The organism is Pediococcus parvulus, assembly GCF_964063155.1.
Classification (GTDB): Bacteria; Bacillota; Bacilli; order Lactobacillales; family Lactobacillaceae; genus Pediococcus; species Pediococcus parvulus.
Genome location: NZ_OZ061292.1, coordinates 319821 through 338920, shown reverse-complemented (window position 1 = coordinate 338920; position 19100 = coordinate 319821). Strand labels below are relative to the sequence as shown.

At 37.2% G+C, this 19100-nt stretch carries 19 protein-coding genes and 4 pseudogenes; 7 read left to right on the top strand and 16 right to left on the bottom strand.

Translation table 11 applies throughout. From position 1 onward, the window contains the following. The first annotated feature begins 160 nt into the window (after window positions 1-160). Together AB3217_RS01625 and AB3217_RS01620 are read left to right on the top strand one after the other, a co-directional pair. Window positions 161-418: a transposase gene (locus AB3217_RS01625; RefSeq protein ID WP_367365499.1), complete on the top strand. Its 258-nt coding sequence runs from the start codon at window positions 161-163 to the stop codon at window positions 416-418. After that, the gene (locus AB3217_RS01620; RefSeq protein WP_105782191.1) at window positions 403-1287 is read left to right on the top strand and encodes an IS3 family transposase; all 885 of its coding nucleotides are present in this window, start codon (window positions 403-405) and stop codon (window positions 1285-1287) included. Before AB3217_RS01625 ends, AB3217_RS01620 begins: the two co-directional genes overlap by 16 nt. 57 nt (window positions 1288-1344) lie before the next feature. On the opposite strand, the pseudogene AB3217_RS01615 reads toward AB3217_RS01620, so the two are convergent. Then, window positions 1345-1605: pseudogene (locus AB3217_RS01615) on the bottom strand (transposase); the annotation flags it as partial. Window positions 1606-1823: 218 nt separating this feature from the next. After that, window positions 1824-2892: pseudogene (locus tag AB3217_RS01610) on the bottom strand (IS3 family transposase). Window positions 2893-3064: 172 nt separating this feature from the next. On the opposite strand from AB3217_RS01610, the gene AB3217_RS01605 reads away from it, so the two are divergent. From AB3217_RS01605 to AB3217_RS01595, 3 genes are all read left to right on the top strand, one after another. Then, the gene (locus AB3217_RS01605; RefSeq protein ID WP_017866964.1) at window positions 3065-3322 is read left to right on the top strand and encodes a transposase; all 258 of its coding nucleotides are present in this window, start codon (window positions 3065-3067) and stop codon (window positions 3320-3322) included. Beyond that, a complete protein-coding gene (locus tag AB3217_RS01600) occupies window positions 3307-4191 on the top strand; it encodes an IS3 family transposase (RefSeq protein ID WP_367366108.1) in 885 nt (294 codons plus the stop codon). The genes AB3217_RS01605 and AB3217_RS01600 overlap by 16 nt, the downstream gene beginning before the upstream one ends. A gap of 330 nt (window positions 4192-4521) precedes the next feature. Further along, window positions 4522-5591 (top strand): IS3-like element IS1163 family transposase gene (locus AB3217_RS01595; protein ID WP_100078221.1). Its coding sequence is split into 2 segments (ribosomal slippage): window positions 4522-4750 and window positions 4750-5591, totalling 1071 coding nucleotides; the frame shifts between segments, so codons are not numbered across the junction. Between the two features lie 117 nt (window positions 5592-5708). Here AB3217_RS01595 and AB3217_RS01590 read toward each other — a convergent pair. Both AB3217_RS01590 and AB3217_RS01585 read right to left on the bottom strand, forming a co-directional pair. Beyond that, window positions 5709-6602, bottom strand: a pseudogene (locus AB3217_RS01590) (IS3 family transposase); the annotation flags it as partial. Continuing rightward, a pseudogene (locus AB3217_RS01585) lies at window positions 6578-6766 on the bottom strand (transposase); the annotation flags it as partial. The pseudogenes AB3217_RS01590 and AB3217_RS01585, both read right to left, overlap by 25 nt. A 465-nt stretch (window positions 6767-7231) precedes the next feature. Here AB3217_RS01585 and AB3217_RS01580 point away from each other — a divergent pair. After that, a complete protein-coding gene (locus AB3217_RS01580) occupies window positions 7232-7663 on the top strand; it encodes a VanZ family protein (protein ID WP_367366107.1) in 432 nt (143 codons plus the stop codon). A gap of 77 nt (window positions 7664-7740) precedes the next feature. Here AB3217_RS01580 and AB3217_RS01575 read toward each other — a convergent pair whose 3' ends face one another. The 12 genes from AB3217_RS01575 to AB3217_RS01520 form a co-directional block, all read right to left on the bottom strand. Beyond that, on the bottom strand, window positions 7741-8271 hold the full coding sequence (locus AB3217_RS01575; protein WP_367365582.1) for a hypothetical protein: 531 nt from the start codon (window positions 8269-8271) through the stop codon (window positions 7741-7743). Window positions 8272-8287: 16 nt separating this feature from the next. After that, window positions 8288-8509: a hypothetical protein gene (locus AB3217_RS01570; RefSeq protein ID WP_068807080.1), complete on the bottom strand. Its 222-nt coding sequence runs from the start codon at window positions 8507-8509 to the stop codon at window positions 8288-8290. Between the two features lie 38 nt (window positions 8510-8547). Then, entirely contained in the window at window positions 8548-9135 is a 588-nt protein-coding gene (locus tag AB3217_RS01565) for a hypothetical protein (RefSeq protein WP_068807083.1), read from the bottom strand. A gap of 77 nt (window positions 9136-9212) precedes the next feature. Next, the gene (locus AB3217_RS01560) at window positions 9213-9779 is read right to left on the bottom strand and encodes a hypothetical protein (protein ID WP_260274782.1); all 567 of its coding nucleotides are present in this window, start codon (window positions 9777-9779) and stop codon (window positions 9213-9215) included. A gap of 244 nt (window positions 9780-10023) precedes the next feature. Beyond that, a complete protein-coding gene (locus AB3217_RS01555) occupies window positions 10024-10248 on the bottom strand; it encodes a hypothetical protein (protein WP_068807088.1) in 225 nt (74 codons plus the stop codon). A 152-nt stretch (window positions 10249-10400) separates the two neighbouring features. Beyond that, window positions 10401-11486, bottom strand: coding sequence for a DUF871 domain-containing protein (locus AB3217_RS01550; RefSeq protein WP_367365581.1), 1086 nt, complete (start codon window positions 11484-11486; stop codon window positions 10401-10403). A gap of 21 nt (window positions 11487-11507) precedes the next feature. Further along, window positions 11508-11969, bottom strand: coding sequence for a hypothetical protein (locus tag AB3217_RS01545; protein ID WP_068807094.1), 462 nt, complete (start codon window positions 11967-11969; stop codon window positions 11508-11510). A gap of 1054 nt (window positions 11970-13023) precedes the next feature. Then, on the bottom strand, window positions 13024-14340 hold the full coding sequence (gene celB, locus AB3217_RS01540; RefSeq protein ID WP_367365580.1) for a PTS cellobiose transporter subunit IIC: 1317 nt from the start codon (window positions 14338-14340) through the stop codon (window positions 13024-13026). Between the two features lie 328 nt (window positions 14341-14668). Then, a complete protein-coding gene (locus AB3217_RS01535) occupies window positions 14669-15415 on the bottom strand; it encodes a MurR/RpiR family transcriptional regulator (protein WP_367365579.1) in 747 nt (248 codons plus the stop codon). 161 nt (window positions 15416-15576) lie between these two features. Further along, window positions 15577-17028, bottom strand: coding sequence for a 6-phospho-beta-glucosidase (locus AB3217_RS01530; RefSeq protein ID WP_057783358.1), 1452 nt, complete (start codon window positions 17026-17028; stop codon window positions 15577-15579). A gap of 68 nt (window positions 17029-17096) precedes the next feature. Further along, window positions 17097-17438, bottom strand: coding sequence for a PTS lactose/cellobiose transporter subunit IIA (locus AB3217_RS01525; protein WP_260267149.1), 342 nt, complete (start codon window positions 17436-17438; stop codon window positions 17097-17099). Between the two features lie 209 nt (window positions 17439-17647). Then, on the bottom strand, window positions 17648-17962 hold the full coding sequence (locus AB3217_RS01520; RefSeq protein ID WP_057783362.1) for a PTS sugar transporter subunit IIB: 315 nt from the start codon (window positions 17960-17962) through the stop codon (window positions 17648-17650). Window positions 17963-18351: 389 nt separating this feature from the next. On the opposite strand from AB3217_RS01520, the gene AB3217_RS01515 reads away from it, so the two are divergent. Continuing rightward, complete coding sequence (locus AB3217_RS01515; RefSeq protein WP_260267145.1) at window positions 18352-19053, top strand: GntR family transcriptional regulator; 702 nt, start codon at window positions 18352-18354, stop codon at window positions 19051-19053. The last annotated feature ends 47 nt before the right edge of the window (window positions 19054-19100 follow it).

The window sequence follows — 19100 nt, the reverse complement described above, 5'->3', positions numbered from 1 at the left end:
CTGACGTATTTATTCATGTTAATAATCCAAAACACTTTCCCCTGTTTATAAAACATAATTTAACTTATTATTGTAGACATTTGCCAATAATACTATGAAGGTAGTATGAAATCATGGACACGATTTAGTATAATTCCATAATAGGAAGGATTGTGTTTTTATGACCAAGAAAAAGTACTCAGTAGATTTTAGAAAAATGATTGTCAAGCTGTACCAGGATGGCACCCCGGTAGCTGATCTTACAGACGAATATGGTGTATCAAATGTAACTATTTACAAATGGATTAATCTATATAAAGAAGACAAAGGAAGTGGAATTTCCAAATCAGATGTTTTAGCGTTGCAAAAACGTTTGAAACAGCTAGAAAGTGAGAATGACATCTTAAAAAAAGCCTTAACCATATTCGCCAAAAAGTAAACCCAGATGACTGGCAGACAGCCGTTGATATTAATTTGAAGCACCATAGTATCAAAGAAACCTGTAAAGTACTCTCAGTTCCACGCTCAACTTACTATGAACATCAGCAGAATCATGTATCGCCACAAGCCAAGCGTCGTAAGACACTTAGCCAGTCGATTAAACGCATTTACTTTAATTCTAGACGTATCTACGGGGCACCTAAAATTCTAAAAGCGTTACAAAAAGAAGGTAAGACTGCCAGTATTAAGCTAGTTCAACGATTAATGCGCCAAATGGGGTTAAAATCAATCACGCGCAAGAAGTGGCATTATCAACAAACTAATGATATTGATGCGACTGATTATTCAAATATACTCGCGCAAGATTTTCGTACAACCAGTCCAAATCAAAAGTGGTGTGCAGACATAACTTATATTCACACCAAAGCCAATGGCTGGTGTTATTTATCAAGCATTCAGGATTTATATTCACGTAAAATCATTGCCCATAAAATCAGCCGTCATATGACTGCTGATCTTGTGATCAGCACTTTTCAACAAGCCTTTGAAACTAGAAAGACGACTAATAACTTAATTGTACATACCGATCTGGGTAGCCAGTACCGCAGTGCTGGCTTTGAACAGATCTTAGCGCAACACCATATTCGCCATTCTTATAGCAAGCGTGGCTGTCCCTATGACAATTCATGTTTGGAATCATTTCACGCCAGTTTGAAAAAAGAAGAGGTTTACCAACACCATTATCAGGATTTTGAAGAAGCAAATGCTGCAATATTCAGCTACATTGAGAGCTTTTATAACAGTGCTCGAATTCACAGTAGCATTGATTATTTAACTCCAAATGAAAAGGAAAAATTAGTCGCTTAAATTATACATAATCGTGTCCAGATTCTTGACTTAAATCCACTAGGGCCTGTCTGAAAACTATTTAATCCAAGTTAAAATAGTGGTCATGTATATCGATTCCAAAAAGACATGCGCCAATTTATCATAACACGTGGCGATACGTCGATAATTCTTGAGCTGGTTAAAATAATTTTCGATCAAATGGCGTTCGCAATAAACATAATAGTCACACGGTCATGGCTGCTGGGCATTACTTTTCGGCGAAATTGTATATTGGCCACTTTTGGCTTCAATATATTGACGTAACGCAATTGTTCCATAAGCTTTATCAGCGATCATTGGCTTAGATTACTACCTTGTCCAAATACTACAAGTTTATAGGGGATTTTTATCAACCAATTCAATAATTGTTATCAGTTTTCTCAAATTCGCCTCATGACAAAATTGCCTGCCATTAAATTAAATCATTCGCAATATGCTCCTTATAAACGTGCCATTGTTAATGCTTTGACCTTAAAATCAAATTGCGCCTACGTCAAGTTTTGGTACTAAAAGAATTAGCCGTTTATCCTAATTCTTTCGGTGTTATACCAGTTAATGTAATTTTCAACTCTGAGGACTAAGTCCTCAAAACTAATAAAACGTATTTGGAAAATAAATTCTCGTTTAAGTAGCGAATGGAAAGCTTCGAGCGGACCGTTATCATATGGATAACCTTGTTTGGAATATGAATGCCTAATCAGGTGTCGCTTTAACAGTCCTTCATAAGCAATACTGGTGTATTGCGAACCCATATCAGAGTGCAAAAAGGTTGGCTTAGAAGCCCTGCTCAAGGCTTGCAACAATGTCTTAATAATCAGTTTCGATGCCATCTCCTTGCCAATGTTGAAAGCGATGATTTGCTTACTAGCTTAGTCAAAGATGGTACTTAGATAAACCCAAGTGCCTGGTCTTAGTTCTAGGTAGGTTATGTCAGCACGCCAAATAGTTCCAATTGGATGGTTCTTAATCAAGTTAGGCCGTTGAGAATAATCTACATGAGTGCCTGGCTTCTTAAAACGCCGCCCCATTAGTGATCGAATGCCTAACTCCTGCATTAATCGGTAGACACGATTGGGCCAATGACTACACCAAGTCTTCTCATGGCAATTGTGATCCGAGAGTACCCATAGGCTTTATAATTATTTTTCCAAATTTCAAAGATCTGGCTTTTTAAAATCGTATCTTGTTTATCATGACGACTTATCTGATAGTATTTCCAATGATAATACGTACTTTTAGAAAGCCCTAAGGCTTTCAAGATTATCCAGAGGCGGTGTTTACATAATTGTTCGTTGATAAAGTCTATGGCTTTAACTTTGCCTAATGCCTTCCCAGTAACACCGCCGCTGCTTTTAAAATTTCATTTTCTTCCTTTAACTGCTGGTTTTCTTTCTGTAGTTGCTTGAAGGCTTCAACACTCGTTACGCCACCGTCAGGTAGTTCAACTAATTTGGCCCGCTTGATCCAATGACTGATGATGGTTGGATGAGCCCCATATTCACTGGCTAAGGATTTCTTTGAACGATTTTCATTTTGATAAAGCTTAACGATATTGTTTTTAAATTCATCTGAATAATATTTCATAAAAACCCCTATTGTGATTTTTATCATTATGACACAAAATCTAATGATTTTGGTACCAAATTTCAGTATAGGAGCAAATAATTAAACTTGTACTGAAGAACTAGACATGAAGGTAGTATGAAATCATGGACACGATTTAGTATAATTCCATAATAGGAAGGATTGTGTTTTTATGACCAAGAAAAAGTACTCAGTAGATTTTAGAAAAATGATTGTCAAGCTGTACCAGGATGGCGCCCCGGTAGCTGATCTTACAGACGAATATGGTGTATCAAATGTAACTATTTACAAATGGATTAATCTATATAAAGAAGACAAAGGAAGTGGAATTTCCAAATCAGATGTTTTAGCGTTGCAAAAACGTTTGAAACAGCTAGAAAGTGAGAATGACATCTTAAAAAAAGCCTTAACCATATTCGCCAAAAAGTAAACCCAGATGACTGGCAGACAGCCGTTGATATTAATTTGAAGCACCATAGTATCAAAGAAACCTGTAAAGTACTCTCAGTTCCACGCTCAACTTACTATGAACATCAGCAGAATCATGTATCGCCACAAGCCAAGCGTCGTAAGACACTTAGCCAGTCGATTAAACGCATTTACTTTAATTCTAGACGTATCTACGGGGCACCTAAAATTCTAAAAGCGTTACAAAAAGAAGGTAAGGATGCCAGTATTAAACTAGTTCAACGATTAATGCGCCAAATGGGGTTAAAATCAATCACGCGCAAGAAGTGGCATTATCAACAAACTAATGATATTGATGCGACTGATTATTCAAATATACTCGCGCAAGATTTTCGTACAACCAGTCCAAATCAAAAGTGGTGTGCAGACATAACTTATGTTCACACCAAAGCCAATGGCTGGTGTTATTTATCAAGCATTCAGGATTTATATTCACGTAAAATCATTGCCCATAAAATCAGCCGTCATATGACTGCTGATCTTGTGATCAGCACTTTTCAACAAGCCTTTGAAACTAGAAAGACGACTAATAACTTAATTGTGCATACCGATCTGGGTAGCCAGTACCGCAGTGCTGGCTTTGAACAGATCTTAGCGCAACACCATATTCGCCATTCTTATAGCAAGCGTGGCTGTCCCTATGACAATTCATGTTTGGAATCATTTCACGCCAGTTTGAAAAAAGAAGAGGTTTACCAACACCATTATCAGGATTTTGAAGAAGCAAATGCTGCAATATTCAGCTACATTGAGAGCTTTTATAACAGTGCTCGAATTCACAGTAGCATTGATTATTTAACTCCAAATGAAAAGGAAAAATTAGTCGCTTAATTATACATAAAATGTGTCCAGATTCTTGACCTAAATCCAACAAACTAATTTTAAAATGTTTCAAACATTTCAAAATTTTAACACTTGGTATAATTATATTATTAGGAAAAGTCATAATTATTTTAATAAATATTATTTGATCCTTCGTAAAATTATAATTAAGTATCTTCCCCAATTCGGGATCCATCAAATCTTTCTTAATAGTCCCAATATCACTTAGAAAATCATCTTTATAATTAGTTTTAACACTATTGCTCCTATCCTAGTATTTTGTACATAAATTTCTGAACAGTTGTGCCATAATTAATAAAACAAGATAGGAGCATTCCAATGAAACGATATCAAGATGATTTTAAAGCCAGCATTGTGAAGATGCATCGTGAAGAGAAAAGATCTATTCGCTCGCTTTCCGAGGAATACGGTGTTTCTCCAGCCGCAATTCATAACTGGGTTAAAGGCGCTAAATCAGTTGAGCTAGAAGACGGTACTGAAGTAACGTCCAAAGAATTCAAACAACTTCAAAAGGAAAATCAGCGATTAAAGGAGGAACTTGAAATTTTAAAAGCTGCGGCGGTGTTACTGGGAAAGCATTAGGACGAATTAATTGCCTTGTCTTCATAGAAGATCAGTTATTGCGACACCGCTTATCAATTATTCTTTCGGCACTGAAATTACCGCGCAGCACCTATTACCATTGGAAAAGATATCAACCTAGTCAACACGAACGTGTTGATAATCAGCTCAAAGAAAAAATTAAATTGATTTGGGAAAATAATTATCGTGCCTATGGTTATCCACGAATAACGATGGTGCTTCGCAAGTCAGGCATCTGTGTTGGGTCAAAACGAATTTTACGATTAATGAGGGAAATGGAGATTCACTCTTTAATGAATCGGCGATTTAAAAAACCTGGCACTCATGTGGATCATTCACAACGCCCCAATTTAATCAAGCACCAGCCCAATGCAAGAATATGGCGTGCTGACATTACTTATTTGGAATTACGTCCAGGAACCTGGGTTTATCTCAGTTCTATTTACGAACCAAAGGTTCATCAAGTTCTTGCTTTCAAGATTGGTCGTCAGATGGAGGCGACGTTAGTTGTAGAAACGATTAATCAGGCGCTTGAATGTCATCAAAAGCCACAATATTTTCACTCTGACATGGGTTCACAGTACACCAGCAACGAAGTTGAAACTTTACTTGAACGGCATCAGATTAGCCACTCATACTCAAAACAAGGTTATCCTTATGATAATGGGCCAATTGAAGCTTTTCACTCATTGTTGAAGAGAGAGTTTGCCTTTCAAACAACTTTTTCCAATTTTGAGGACTTGGTAATCCGAACCTCAAATTACATCAGTTGGTTTAATTCCGACAGAATTAGAACAAGTGTTTAGAAAAAGATGTGCCATTTATTGACATAGGAGCATTATGTTTTCTATGATTATGCAAATTCTTTTTAACAGGCACTTTCTGGATTTAGGTCAAGAATCTGGACACATTTTATGTATAATTTAAGCGACTAATTTTTCCTTTTCATTTGGAGTTAAATAATCAATGCTACTGTGAATTCGAGCACTGTTATAAAAGCTCTCAATGTAGCTGAATATTGCAGCATTTGCTTCTTCAAAATCCTGATAATGGTGTTGGTAAACCTCTTCTTTTTTCAAACTGGCGTGAAATGATTCCAAACATGAATTGTCATAGGGACAGCCACGCTTGCTATAAGAATGGCGAATATGGTGTTGCGCTAAGATCTGTTCAAAGCCAGCACTGCGGTACTGGCTACCCAGATCGGTATGCACAATTAAGTTATTAGTCGTCTTTCTAGTTTCAAAGGCTTGTTGAAAAGTGCTGATCACAAGATCAGCAGTCATATGACGGCTGATTTTATGGGCAATGATTTTACGTGAATATAAATCCTGAATGCTTGATAAATAACACCAGCCATTGGCTTTGGTGTGAACATAAGTTATGTCTGCACACCACTTTTGATTTGGACTGGTTGTACGAAAATCTTGCGCGAGTATATTTGAATAATCAGTCGCATCAATATCATTAGTTTGTTGATAATGCCACTTCTTGCGCGTGATTGATTTTAACCCCATTTGGCGCATTAATCGTTGAACTAGTTTAATACTGGCATCCTTACCTTCTTTTTGTAACGCTTTTAGAATTTTAGGTGCCCCGTAGATACGTCTAGAATTAAAGTAAATGCGTTTAATCGACTGGCTAAGTGTCTTACGACGCTTGGCTTGTGGCGATACATGATTCTGCTGATGTTCATAGTAAGTTGAGCGTGGAACTGAGAGTACTTTACAGGTTTCTTTGATACTATGGTGCTTCAAATTAATATCAACGGCTGTCTGCCAGTCATCTGGGTTTACTTTTTGGCGAATATGGTTAAGGCTTTTTTTAAGATGTCATTCTCACTTTCTAGCTGTTTCAAACGTTTTTGCAACGCTAAAACATCTGATTTGGAAATTCCACTTCCTTTGTCTTCTTTATATAGATTAATCCATTTGTAAATAGTTACATTTGATACACCATATTCGTCTGTAAGATCAGCTACCGGGCGCCATCCTGGTACAGCTTGACAATCATTTTTCTAAAATCTACTGAGTACTTTTTCTTGGTCATAAAAACACAATCCTTCCTATTATGGAATTATACTAAATCGTGTCCATGATTTCATACTACCTTCATAATTAGCAATTTTCCCATACTAATTAGTGACGTTGTAAAGCTTAAATGAGTATATTTTTCTATTACAAGATTATCAAGATTAAATCTTGAAGACCATGCCAGAACGTTTAATTTGCATATTTTAAAATATCATGCATTCCTTGCTTACTTATCTGCTAAACATTAAATGTGGTAAAAGATTTGTTAAAGTTCCGTTATTGCTACTTTTTTGTGATAGTTTTGATAAAAATGCTTATAATTGATATTTAGTTTTCAAAAATATGTATTTAAGGAAGAATTTATAAATTATCGCAATATTTTTAATTCAATTAATAATGAAAGTAGATGATGAATTATTAACCATATTTCAAAAGTATGTGTCTGGATATTATTAGGAATTTTAGCTTTATTAATTTGTTTCTTATGTTTTAGCCCAACCTTACCTTTTAGATTACCTCAGTCAAATCAAACTGTTAGCTTTATGATGATTGGTAAGGCACCAGTTGCTTACATTCCCTTTCAAGAATTAGATCAATTAGGATTCTGGCTAAATATCATTATGACCTGTCCTTTAGGAATATTTACCTATATCTTATTCTCTCCTAAATTCAAAATTTCTCATGTAATTACAACTGGGATCCTTATTGGATTCGCTATCGAATTCGTCCAATTTATAACAGATAATTTGGCAATAACGCATCGTTGGGTGGATATAAATGACGTGCTTGCTAATACTTTGGGATTTGTAATTGGTTACTATCTATCAAAGTTAATTGATAAATAACCCGTAGGTAAATTTATTTGGGTCTAGAATTTTTGGTGTTGGAAAGTATTTCCATTCCAAAAGTACTAGGCCCTAATTTAAAAAGCCATTGATAATGGATCAAAAACAGCCAATAGGGTATACATCAGTGATAATATCGACCCAGAACCAATTGTTTCAAAAACGACAACCGTAATTAAAATAATTCTGCCAATATAAGACTTGAAGTTCACCAGTACATAGTATGCAGTGGGTACATACATAATTAGAACGTATAGCATGGTAAGGATCGCTAATATTGGGTAATTCAACAATAAAACCTTGTGAAACATCAGAATAACTGCAGCTAATCCAAGTGGCAACAGTAAGATCTGAGCCATTGATTGAAAACAATAATTGCACTTTCTAAGGACTCTTTTAAATTTCTGTTCTGCTTTTAAGGGCTTTTCGAATGGGATGCCTATCCCAAAAATCACCACCAAGGCGCCAGCGATAACTTCAATCAAACGTGTTGAACCAAATGGCTCCCAGAAAAAGCTCATACAAAACGCAATAAACGCAATCCCAAGTTGCCAAATGTACCACTGCCTTAAAATACGCACGTACTTCATTGATAAACCATTACTCATAACTACTCCCCCATCTTCAAACTAACATTGCACCCCAGACCAGTCCGGCAATGCCGACGATAATAATGATGGCTCCCGTAATTTCCGGTGCAAAACCATACGTGGCTGGCGTTTTTTTAAAATCAACTTTTACACCGGCTTTAACAAATCTTTCCTTGTTAATACGCACATAACGGATTCCTATCCAAATGATGCCTATACTAATTAAATTAATGATAATTCCTACAAATGATGGCATCACAATTGCTTCCTTAAATTTAATAAGTCACTTTTATTCTAAAATCCTTTGATCGCATAATTTGATCCGTAAGAAATCGGATAATTGGTTCCCTTAATCTTATCTTCGTAGTCCTTATTAAAATACACATCCCGTTTTTCATTACTTGGTAGTGAAGTGATATCAAACGGATCTTCAACTGAAACACCCTGTGCTTTAAATAACGCAACTAATGCGTTAAAAGGTTCAAAACTAGAGTTAATGACATAATAATTTTGTTGTTCAGTCACAATTGCCATGGTCATCGCGCAAGTTAGCAACGGTACACGGCCACCAAATCCCATTTTTCGAATAACTCCAAATTGAACTCGCTGAAAGGTTGCAATTTTTTCACTTTCAACAATTTGATCCTTTTGATCATGTACTTTCATTTCATCTTGTGTGAATTCAATTGTTGACATTGCTGGTAAGCCGAAAACTTTTCTAGCAAGTTTCACCGATTCACCATTTTCTTTGTTTGGAAAGTGCGGATAGCTCTGACCATCGACTGAGATGCGCATTGATGTAAAACATTTTTTCATATTCTGATCCTTTGCTGCCGAAAAACTAGTCGTTAATTTAAATGCTGAAGCTGGAATCTTATACATAATAAAACCTTCTTTTAAATTGACTAAATTGTTTTCTGAGTAAAAATTTTTTGTTACCGTTTTTGGCAAATCACAGGTTAGAACGGCCACCACTCTAATGACAGTGGATAATTTGTCCCTTTAATTTTTTGTTCATAGGCATTTCCAAAGTAATCCTCACGTTGTTCATTACTTGGCAACCCCGCAATTTTAAAGGGATCTTCAATTGCGACTGACTGCTGTTTTAAAATTGGTGTTAACAGCTGAAATGGCGTGAAATTCGGATTCACAACGTAATAATGTTGCCCATGCGCACCAACAACCATAGTCATAGCAAAGGTATAAGCAGGGAACACCATAAATGTACGGAGAGCCCCAAATTGAACAAAATCAAACGTCCCAATTTTTTCCGTTCGAATAACCTTTCCCTGTTCATCATGGATTTTAATTTCATCATCTGTAAATTCAATTAAGGCTGGATTGTTCACAACCGCATCCTTTTTGGAAAACTTTCTCAGGACGCCATGATCTTTTTTCGGATGATGTGGAAAAACTCTACCACCAATTGAAATTCGCATTGGTGTAAAGACATGTAAAACTGATTTTTCTTTATCATTCCCATAATCGTTAATAGATTCAAATGCCGAAGCTGGAATCTTATACATAATAAAACCTCCCCATAATTTTACACTTGAAACCGGTTACTTGATATCACACCGATATCATAGCACCATTTTACAAAAATAACAATCATAACTAAAATAAACCTTATGTTTCCAAAAATGCCAGAAACATAGGGTTCATTTTTCTAATTATCATCATTAATTCTAATATCAAAAATGTTTTCCAAAATACAAAAGCACAAAAAAACAGGCATCTGTTCAGACACCTGCATCAGTTCCAAAACTTTTATAAAAGAATCAGACTCCAAACAATTCCACAAACACCGACCAACATAATAATTGTGCCAATAACTCCCGGCGCAAATCCATATGCAGCTGGTGTTTTATTAAAATCAACTTTCACTCCAGCACTGGCATAGGCTCTTTTGCCACTACGAACATAGCGAAATCCACCATAGACAATCCCTAGGCTAATTAACAAAACAACAATTCCCAACAAACTTTGACTCATAATACACGCCCCCAATAGTATTCGATGAAGCAATAATGCTTTCATTTCGCCTTCATAATACACCAAATCGTTTTTTGTAAACGTTTGCAGTGCTTGAAAATAAAAAACGCAGTTATCTTTTTAGACAACCACGCTCCTATTTATTAATTGACCTATTTTAATTCAAATGTGCTCCAAGGCTTGATGTAGTCTAAAAGGAACAGGTCATCTGTAGACAAATGCCCCACAACATTTCGGCGTCCGTCATTTGGGAAATCCTTCAATGCAATCTGAAGCTCACCCTTGTAACGACTATAGCTGTCATTCACAACGATGATATCACCACGTTTAAAGGCTTCTTTTTCATGATGCGCAGGAATTTCTTTATCTTTATACCAAACACGTGGCATTGTGTCCCGTAACAGATAATCAGAAGCATCACCCCGATACAAATGTGGTTTACCCAATGCAACCAGCTTTTCGTTCGCTGTCAGGTCATCCACGAAGTCAGCATGTAACACAGGATAGCGACCAAAGAAGGCTTCTGAGGCTGCCTTTAATTCAGCTTCAGAGGCGTAGGCATTGCCAATCAACACATCATCAATTAAACCAGTCAGCAATAGATGTTGAACTTGGGTTTCAATTGGTAAGTGACGATCATCTTCAATCGTTGGTAACCCATCTTGTACAGGCCAAGGGCCAAAAGTTGCAGCCTTCGAACTGACAAACGCAGCGGTGTTAATGTTGTGCTTGCGGAATAATTCGGAACACTTCGTGAAGAAAGCTTCGCCTAATCCTGTATATTCTTGTGGATAGAAGTTATGACAACCCAATAAGTTTTGTTTGTCAGGCGCAAAACTGAGAATGTTTTCCAAGTAACGGGTACCATTACTCATGTTAACCTCAATTTTGATGCCATAAGGATTACGGGTCATCCGTGATTCTTCCATACCTGTAAATCCTTCGTCCAATCGCAAGCCCAATGCACCAAGATCATCAAAAAATGATAGATCATCATAGGTCACTCCGAGTTGTTTAAATAAAGAAGGATTCATATCAACCATGACTTTGAAATCAAGTGAATTGGCATACTGCACAATTTTTTTGAAGTTTGCGACAACCGCGTCTTGATCCCCATTAATTTGAAGTAATGAAGTAAAAACGCGTGTGTATCCATACTTGTGAGCCAAGTCTAAATAGGCTTTATCCTTTTCAAATGTTGAGTGTTCCGGATATAAAGAAATTCCTAATCGTGCCAAAATAATTCCCCCTCAAAAATTTTAAGCTGTAAAAGCTCTATATAGCTGATAAATTAATACTAATGAACAAATGAGAACCACCAAGGCATTGGCGAGAAATGCAAAAACCTCATTCCAAGCTAAATGTTCAATGTCTGGAACTCGTTCCGATTTTCGACGAATTTTAATACTGAGGTAACTTCCCCCAGAAATTAATAAACTAACAAAAGGTACAATGAATAGGGCATTTTTGTTAATCATGAGTCCCCCGCCCATGGAAACACGATTTCCCAATAATGGCGTTGTCAAAACGGCAATGATTAGGGGAATAAAAGAAATCACTTCACTTAAGCCAAACCGATTATAGGCCATATTTTGAGCCCACTTAGGTAGTTGATCAATTGTGCCTTGTTGAGATCGTGTTTTCTCCATGATCTTGTCTACGTTAGCTTGAGCAGCTCGCTCAACGGCGCTATCTGGCCGATTCTTTTTATGTTTACTCATGATTCTCGCTCCTCTTAATAATGAATTTCTCTCTTACTGTCAATTATACGTGTTTTGGTAAATTAAAGTGTTGCGTTTTTTAATTAAAGCTATTTAGAATATTTAGATGACTTTTGGAGTGAAATGAGCCCAGTAGTGAAATTATTGTTAGTGCTTTAGCACTTACAATAAGGTCAAGCTTTAAGACAACTTGTTGGCTTAAAGTTGTGCCCACTATTCCGCCTAGTAATGATGATTTTCGTTCCGAAAATCTTTCTTACTCCAGTCGATGTCGATTCTTGTGGCATGTTCACCCGCAAGAACTCGCACTATTCCGCCTAGTAATGATGATTTTCGTTCCGAAAATCTTTCTTGCTCCTGTCGATGTCGATTCTTGTGGCAAGCTCGGCCGCAAGAACTCGCACTATTCCGCCTAGTAATGATGATTTTCGTTTCGAAAATCTTTCTTACTCCAGTCGATGTCGATTCTTGTGGCAAGTTCACCCGCAAGAACTCGCACTATTCCGCCTAGTAATGATGATTTTCGTTTCGAAAATCTTTCTTGCTCCAGTCGATGTCGATTCTTGTGGCAAGTTCGGCCGCAAGAACTCGCACTACGTTCCGGCTTAATTTAGCTTAATTTATATAAAGCAAAACAACAGCCTGTTTGAGTACTACTTTCTTAACTAAAGCTATTTAGAATATTTAGATGGCTTTTGGAGTGAAATGAGCCCAGTAGTGAAATTATTGTTAGTGCTTTAGCACTTACAATAAGGTCAAGCTTTAAGACAACTTGTTGGCTTAAAGTTGTGCCCACTACGTTCCGGCTCGGGTTTTCACGGAAGAAGTCAGCTGAATATTCGGGTCAGATTGCACTTTTTGATCAGTTAAAACGTGTTTAAAAGAGCACCTTCCTCCGTCCAGCTACGATAGTCAAACGATTCCTAAACCGAATCATTCGACTATCTAGGCTGTACTCAGAAGCTAATCGCTCTTTGAAACACTCTGTCCTTTTTACCAAAAAATCTGCCGAAAAGAAGATTCGACAGATTTTATTAGGTTTAAAAACTAATGTTTAGTTTTTTGCAGCAGCTTCTTTGTCAGCAATTTCTTTTTCTTGTTTCAATGCTTGACGGTCAGCAATCTTGAAGAATGGATACCAAATGGCACCACCAACCACGAAGTTAACTAACTGAAGAACCGCACCAGAAATGTGACCTGTTGCCAACCAACCTGAAATAATTGGCGGCGTTGTCCAAGGAACCGCAATACCCATTGTCCGTGCAACAATACCAGTCTTCATTGAAACATAAGTAATAATAACTGTTACCAATGGGACAACGATAAATGGAATTGCCATAACAGGGTTCAAAACAATTGGTAAACCAAACATAATAGGTTCGTTAATGTTGAAGATTGCAGGTGCACCAGCTAAACGGCCAATAGCCTTCAAGTTAGCTGATTTAGCAAAGAATAACATCATCAAAGCTAAGGAAATAGTTTCACCAGAACCACCGGCATGGACGAAGTTATCAAAGAATTGTTGACTAACAACGTTTGGAATAGGTTTGTTTGCTTTAACAGCAGCAGCGTTTTGTCCCATTTGGCCTAACCAGATTGGTGCCATGATACCACCAACAACGTTAGCACCATGAATACCAAATAGCCAAAGGAATGAAACGAAGAATTCAGCAACAAGAGCTCCCCAGATAGTACCACCAACGGCTGTCAAAGGTTTAGCTAAGATAACTGTAATGATATTTGGAATTGTCTTGAAGAATGTGAATCCAATTCCGATACGAAGTAACCAAACTAAAGCAATAATGACGAAGCCAGGAATCAATGCAGAGAACGCATTCCCAACTGCGGGTGGAACTGTATCTGGCATATGGAACTGCCAGTTCTTATGAATCATCCATACATAAAAATCAGTAATGAATAATCCAACTAATAGTGCTTCAAACAATCCCATTGAACCTAACATGGTCAAAGGCACGAATGTGTTACCGGCCTTATCCGTAGTTAGAGGAATTGTTAGTAAGAAAGCACCTAACGAAATAATACTTGCTGACAGTGCATCAACACCGTCATACGACTTAGCTAATTGATACGAAATACCAATGCAGGCAACCATTCCGATAATATTGAATGTTGCGTTTGTCGCCCAACCAACAACTGTTGCCCAGTTAGGACCAAATACCGAACTCATCCAATTGATGTAGGCCGGAATTGGAAACTGACTGACGATCATGAAGACAGAACCAATAATGATTAGTGGCATTACCAGTGCAAATCCATCACGAAGAGCAACCAAATGACGAGAAGCAGCCATCTTCCCAGCTAAGGGAATAAGTGTATTTTGCACGAAGCCGTTTTCCTTCTTCTCACTCATATAAAACCCTCCCAATTTATCACTTGCAACGTTATATGAATAGCAAAATCTGTCAAATTATAATTATAATTTTGCAAGTGACAAAGTTTATTTGAAACCTATTGTATGCGGTTTCATCGTTTACAATATACCACATTTTTAGATTTGTGCCTACCTATTTCACTCAAAAAGTTTAATTTTTTGTTAAAAAAAACATGTCACTAAGCGTAACATGTTTCATGGTATCAATTGGTATGCTTTTAGTTCATAGAGAACATCACTAGTCTATTGACTATCTCAAAATTGGTCTGGTCCAATATTTGAGCCATCCTCAAAATTCGAATTTTTATTAAAAAATGGAATCTTTTGGAATTTGTGCTACTTTTAATAAATCTTTATGGGCCTTGATTCCGATTTGTTCAAGCAAGAAGACCACTGGAATTTGAGATGTTAAATTAAGATCCGCCATCAAGACTTCTGGCACGTTATAGGAAATATTGAAATCTACCAATTGAGCTAAGGTTGAATAGCGATTGGCCGTAATGGCCATCGTTTTTGCGCCATTTTCTTGATAGAATTTAGCCTGTTGCAGGACCTGAGCAGTTTCACCTGAAACGGATAACAATAGTAACAAGGTATCTGAAAAATCACGACGTGCTAATGGCTTTGGCTGAAACGGATCCGTAATACTTAAGGTGTAAATCCCATAGTTAGCCAATAACCGGGCGCCATACTGTGCCAAGCTGCCACTGGTTCCCAGACCAAACAACAAACTGGTATCCGCCTCAATTATATAATTAGCCGCTTGTTGAATCTTATCCAGAAAATGGGCGTCGTTTAACTGATCAAAAAATTGACTCATTGGGACATTTCGTTGCTGTTTGGGTTGCTCAGTTTGCATTTTTTGCTGCCGTTTGAGCGCATACTTAAACTCTGAGTAGCCGTCAAAATCCATTTTGTGCAAAAAACGCAAAATCGTTGTCGGTGACACATGGCTTTTTTTGGCTAACTGACGAATCGTCATCCCTTCAACTTCCACAGGATGCGCAATGATATATTTGTAGATGCTTAGTTCCAACTGATTTAACAATTTCACTCTTTCATACGGAAACATCATTTACACCTTCCCCTGATTACCTCTATAGAATAGCACTTTGTCTTCGGTTGTGGAACATGTTTCAGACTAAAAAAACAGCCACAGAAACTTTTACTGACTGTTTTTCTAATTTATTTAAATTAAACTCATTTTATAGCGTTTTATTTTTCGGAAATATCTTCACCATTCGAAGCAATTACTTTCTTAAACCAATCAAAGGAATCTTTCTTAGAACGGGCCAAAGAACCATTACCTTCGTCATCTTGATCTACGTAAATAAAGCCATAGCGTTTCTTCATTTCACCAGTGCTGGCTGAAATCAAATCAATGCAGCCCCACGGTGTGTAACCAATCAGATCAACGCCATCTTCAACAACGGCTTTTTCCATTGCTTCAATGTGGTCATGGAAGTAGCTGATCCGGTAATCATCGTGAACACTACCATCAGCTTCTTTCTTGTCATAAGCGCCAAAACCATTTTCAACGATAAACATTGGTTTATGCCAACGATCCTGCATCCAGTTCATAGAATACCGCAAACCAACAGGATCAATTTGCCAGCCCCAATCTGATTTTTCAGTATAAGGATTATCAACTTGATCCTTAGATTCTGTATAAACATAATCCGGATTGTCAGCCTTGTACTTCGTTACAAATGACATGTAGTAACTGAAGCCAACGTAATCAGCAGTGCCTTCACGCAAATCCTTAGCATCCTGTTCCGTACGATCAATCTTGAAGCCTTTGCGAGCCCAATACTTAGGTACCCAGTTAGGATAGAAACCGTTAGCCTGCACATCGCCATAGTAGTAACGCGTTTGCATTGCCCGTTCTGCCATCATGATATCTTTAGGATCAGCCGTCAAAGGATAAATGGGACACATCGCAATCATGTCACCAATCTGGAAATCAGGATTAATTTGATGTCCTAACTTTACAGCCTTGGCACTAGCTACCATTTCATAATGAGCGGCCTGGTACATTGATTCTTCCCAGTTATCATCTTTACCAAGTTGTAACCCGGAGTTTTGCAGCATTGGGTGTGGATCATCCCAAGTAGTTTGGTTGTTAATTTCGTTGAAAGTCATCCAATACTTAACTTTATTCTTATAACGTTTGAAAACTGCTTCCGCGTAATTTAAGAAGAACCCAATCAACTTTCGATTTGACCAGCCGCCGTACTCTTTAACCAAATGATAAGGCATTTCAAAATGAGACAAAGTAATAACAGGTTGAATGTTGTACTTTAATAACTCATCAAATAAGTCATCATAAAATTGGAGTCCCTCTTCGTTAGGCTCTGTTTCATCGCCGTTAGGGAAGATTCGTGTCCAAGCAATTGATGTCCGGAAACATTTGAATCCCATTTCAGCAAATAGCTTGATGTCTTCTGGATAACGATGGTAAAAATCAATTCCCCAATGATTAGGGTAAACTTCACCTTTTTTAACACCATCAGTTACGCGACGGGGATGATCTTTATCTCCAGCCGTCATGACATCGGCAATACTGACACCCTTACCGCCTTCTTGCCAACCGCCTTCTAATTGATGGGCTGCAACAGCACCGCCCCATAAAAAGCCTTCTGGCATACGCATTTTTTGTTCACTCATATTTTCTACACCTCATTTTTATTTAAAAAAGGGCAACCACCTAAAGACTTGGCTGCCCTTTCGAGTTTCTAATCTTCGACTTTGACGTTATCAAGTCGTTTGTAAAGATCAACAATTTCACCAGCCAAATCACGGAATGTGATGGCATTCATAATATGATCTTGAGAGTGAACTGTTAATAATGTGACCTTAGCATGTTTCCCGTTTGCTTCATCAGTCAACATACCAGTTTGTGAATTGTGTGCTTCTGTTAAGAAGTGATCGGACTCTTTTAATTTTGCATCGGCGGTTTTAAAATCACCTTTTTTTGCGGCATTAATTGCTTCGAATGCAGAACTCTTTGCATTCCCACCATTCATAATTAATCCCATGATTGCTTCTAAGTTCTGTTCTTTTTCTTCTTCGGCCATTTTCTGTAATTCTCCTTCTGGATTATGTAAAAACGGAAGCAATTTCTGTTTCCGCTTTCAAAATTGTTTGCGTTGTTGGGGCTGAAACGTGCTAACCAAAGCAGCTCATTCCGTCTAGCTACGATTAGAAAACAATTCACAAAATACGTGAATCATTTCCTAATCTAGGCTAGTACTCGTGAGCTACCCACTTTGTTTACCACTCTGTCTTATTTCACACCCAATGTCTTAAATGCTTCTGCCAACACTTTTTCACCGTTCATCATCCCGTAATCTTGCATATTGATTACTTCAACTGGAATATCCAATTTGCTCTTGAAATTATTTTCCATATAACGAACTTGTGGTCCGAGCATTAAGATGTCTGGATGTTTCTCTTCCAACTTGTTATTTGCATCTGAAGCTGCTGTTGCAAAAATCTCTGCATCAACACCCTCTGCTGCTGCGGCCTTTTGCATTTTTGATACCAAAAGACTTGTTGACATACCTGCTGCACAAACTAACATAATTGTTTTCTCTGCCATAATGCTCACTCCTAATAATTTGTCTTATTTTTTGTTCTCGAGCGATTTACTTTTTAAACCGCTTTCATTACAATTGCATTGTAACTCGTAGGTACAAATTTTACAAGCTTAATAATCGAAAAAAATTTGCAATGGCCCGTTATCCCCCTCATCACAGGAATTATCAAACTTTTTTATTTTTTTCTGAATATAATTGGTCCTTTATTCATTAATTGATGATCAGCTATTTTGTCCATTTTGTACCTAAAAACTTGTACTAATTTAAAAAAATATGTTCTTTTTACACTAAAGTGGTTGACTATTAAACCGTTTTCATTACAATCGGAAGATGAATGGTAGGTACAAATAGAATACAAATCAAGCCACTATGGGGAACGGAGGAAATCTGAATGTATCATGACATTGCTGATGATCTTATTCATTCAATCGAAAATAAGTTATTTAAACTAAAGCTTCCAACGGAACATCAACTGATGGAACGTTATAATGTCAGTCGCAATACAATTCGGAAGGCCATCGATATTGTGGCACAAAAGGGCCTAGTTCGCCGGGTCCAAGGTAGCGGTTATTTTGTGAATGATATTAGCCAGGCAGAAAAAACAGTTGTTAATTTAACCATGGGTGCCAGTCGATCACGTTATCACAAAAATATGACTTCTAAAATTGTAACTTTTGATGAGATTCATGCTGATGAAGCTTTGGCAAAAGAATTTAGCACACGAAATGGTGCAGCATTGTATCGGGTTATTCGTCTTCGTTATGTGGATAAGCAGTTATACAGTTTGGAATATGCGTACTATGTCAAAAGCGAGGTTCCTTCACTAAGCTTGTCTAGTATTAATCATTCCATTTTCGATTACATCAAAGAAAAATATGGAATTCGGATTAATAATAGTGATCAATATTTATCTCAAGACCGGTTATCCAGTGAAGCCGCTAACTTGTTGGGCTTGGAACCCAAAACAGCTTGTATGACCTTGCAGCAATCTAATTACTATAATAACGACGTATTATTTAACTTTTCACAAACAATTTATGTCTACCCAAATTTAAGCTTCTACTTTCATGCAGCTAATCAGTCGGGAAATTAACTATTTGGGTATGTAAAAAAGCTTTACCGTATTAATCTGCGGTAAAG

Excerpts from the sequence above, each read along its gene's own strand:
- AB3217_RS01515 (WP_260267145.1), top strand. The coding sequence starts at position 18,352 with ATGTATCATGACATTGCTGATGATCTTATTCATTCAATCGAAAATAAG.
- AB3217_RS01605 (WP_017866964.1), top strand. The coding sequence starts at position 3,065 with ATGACCAAGAAAAAGTACTCAGTAGATTTTAGAAAAATGATTGTCAAG.
- AB3217_RS01555 (WP_068807088.1), bottom strand. The coding sequence starts at position 10,248 with ATGAGTCAAAGTTTGTTGGGAATTGTTGTTTTGTTAATTAGCCTAGGG.
- AB3217_RS01560 (WP_260274782.1), bottom strand. The coding sequence starts at position 9,779 with ATGTATAAGATTCCAGCTTCGGCATTTGAATCTATTAACGATTATGGG.
- AB3217_RS01575 (WP_367365582.1), bottom strand. The coding sequence starts at position 8,271 with ATGAGTAATGGTTTATCAATGAAGTACGTGCGTATTTTAAGGCAGTGG.
- AB3217_RS01520 (WP_057783362.1), bottom strand. The coding sequence starts at position 17,962 with ATGGCAGAGAAAACAATTATGTTAGTTTGTGCAGCAGGTATGTCAACA.
- AB3217_RS01545 (WP_068807094.1), bottom strand. The coding sequence starts at position 11,969 with ATGAGTAAACATAAAAAGAATCGGCCAGATAGCGCCGTTGAGCGAGCT.
- AB3217_RS01625 (WP_367365499.1), top strand. The coding sequence starts at position 161 with ATGACCAAGAAAAAGTACTCAGTAGATTTTAGAAAAATGATTGTCAAG.
- celB (WP_367365580.1), bottom strand. The coding sequence starts at position 14,340 with ATGAGTGAGAAGAAGGAAAACGGCTTCGTGCAAAATACACTTATTCCC.
- AB3217_RS01565 (WP_068807083.1), bottom strand. The coding sequence starts at position 9,135 with ATGTATAAGATTCCAGCTTCAGCATTTAAATTAACGACTAGTTTTTCG.
- AB3217_RS01530 (WP_057783358.1), bottom strand. The coding sequence starts at position 17,028 with ATGAGTGAACAAAAAATGCGTATGCCAGAAGGCTTTTTATGGGGCGGT.
- AB3217_RS01570 (WP_068807080.1), bottom strand. The coding sequence starts at position 8,509 with ATGCCATCATTTGTAGGAATTATCATTAATTTAATTAGTATAGGCATC.
- AB3217_RS01525 (WP_260267149.1), bottom strand. The coding sequence starts at position 17,438 with ATGGCCGAAGAAGAAAAAGAACAGAACTTAGAAGCAATCATGGGATTA.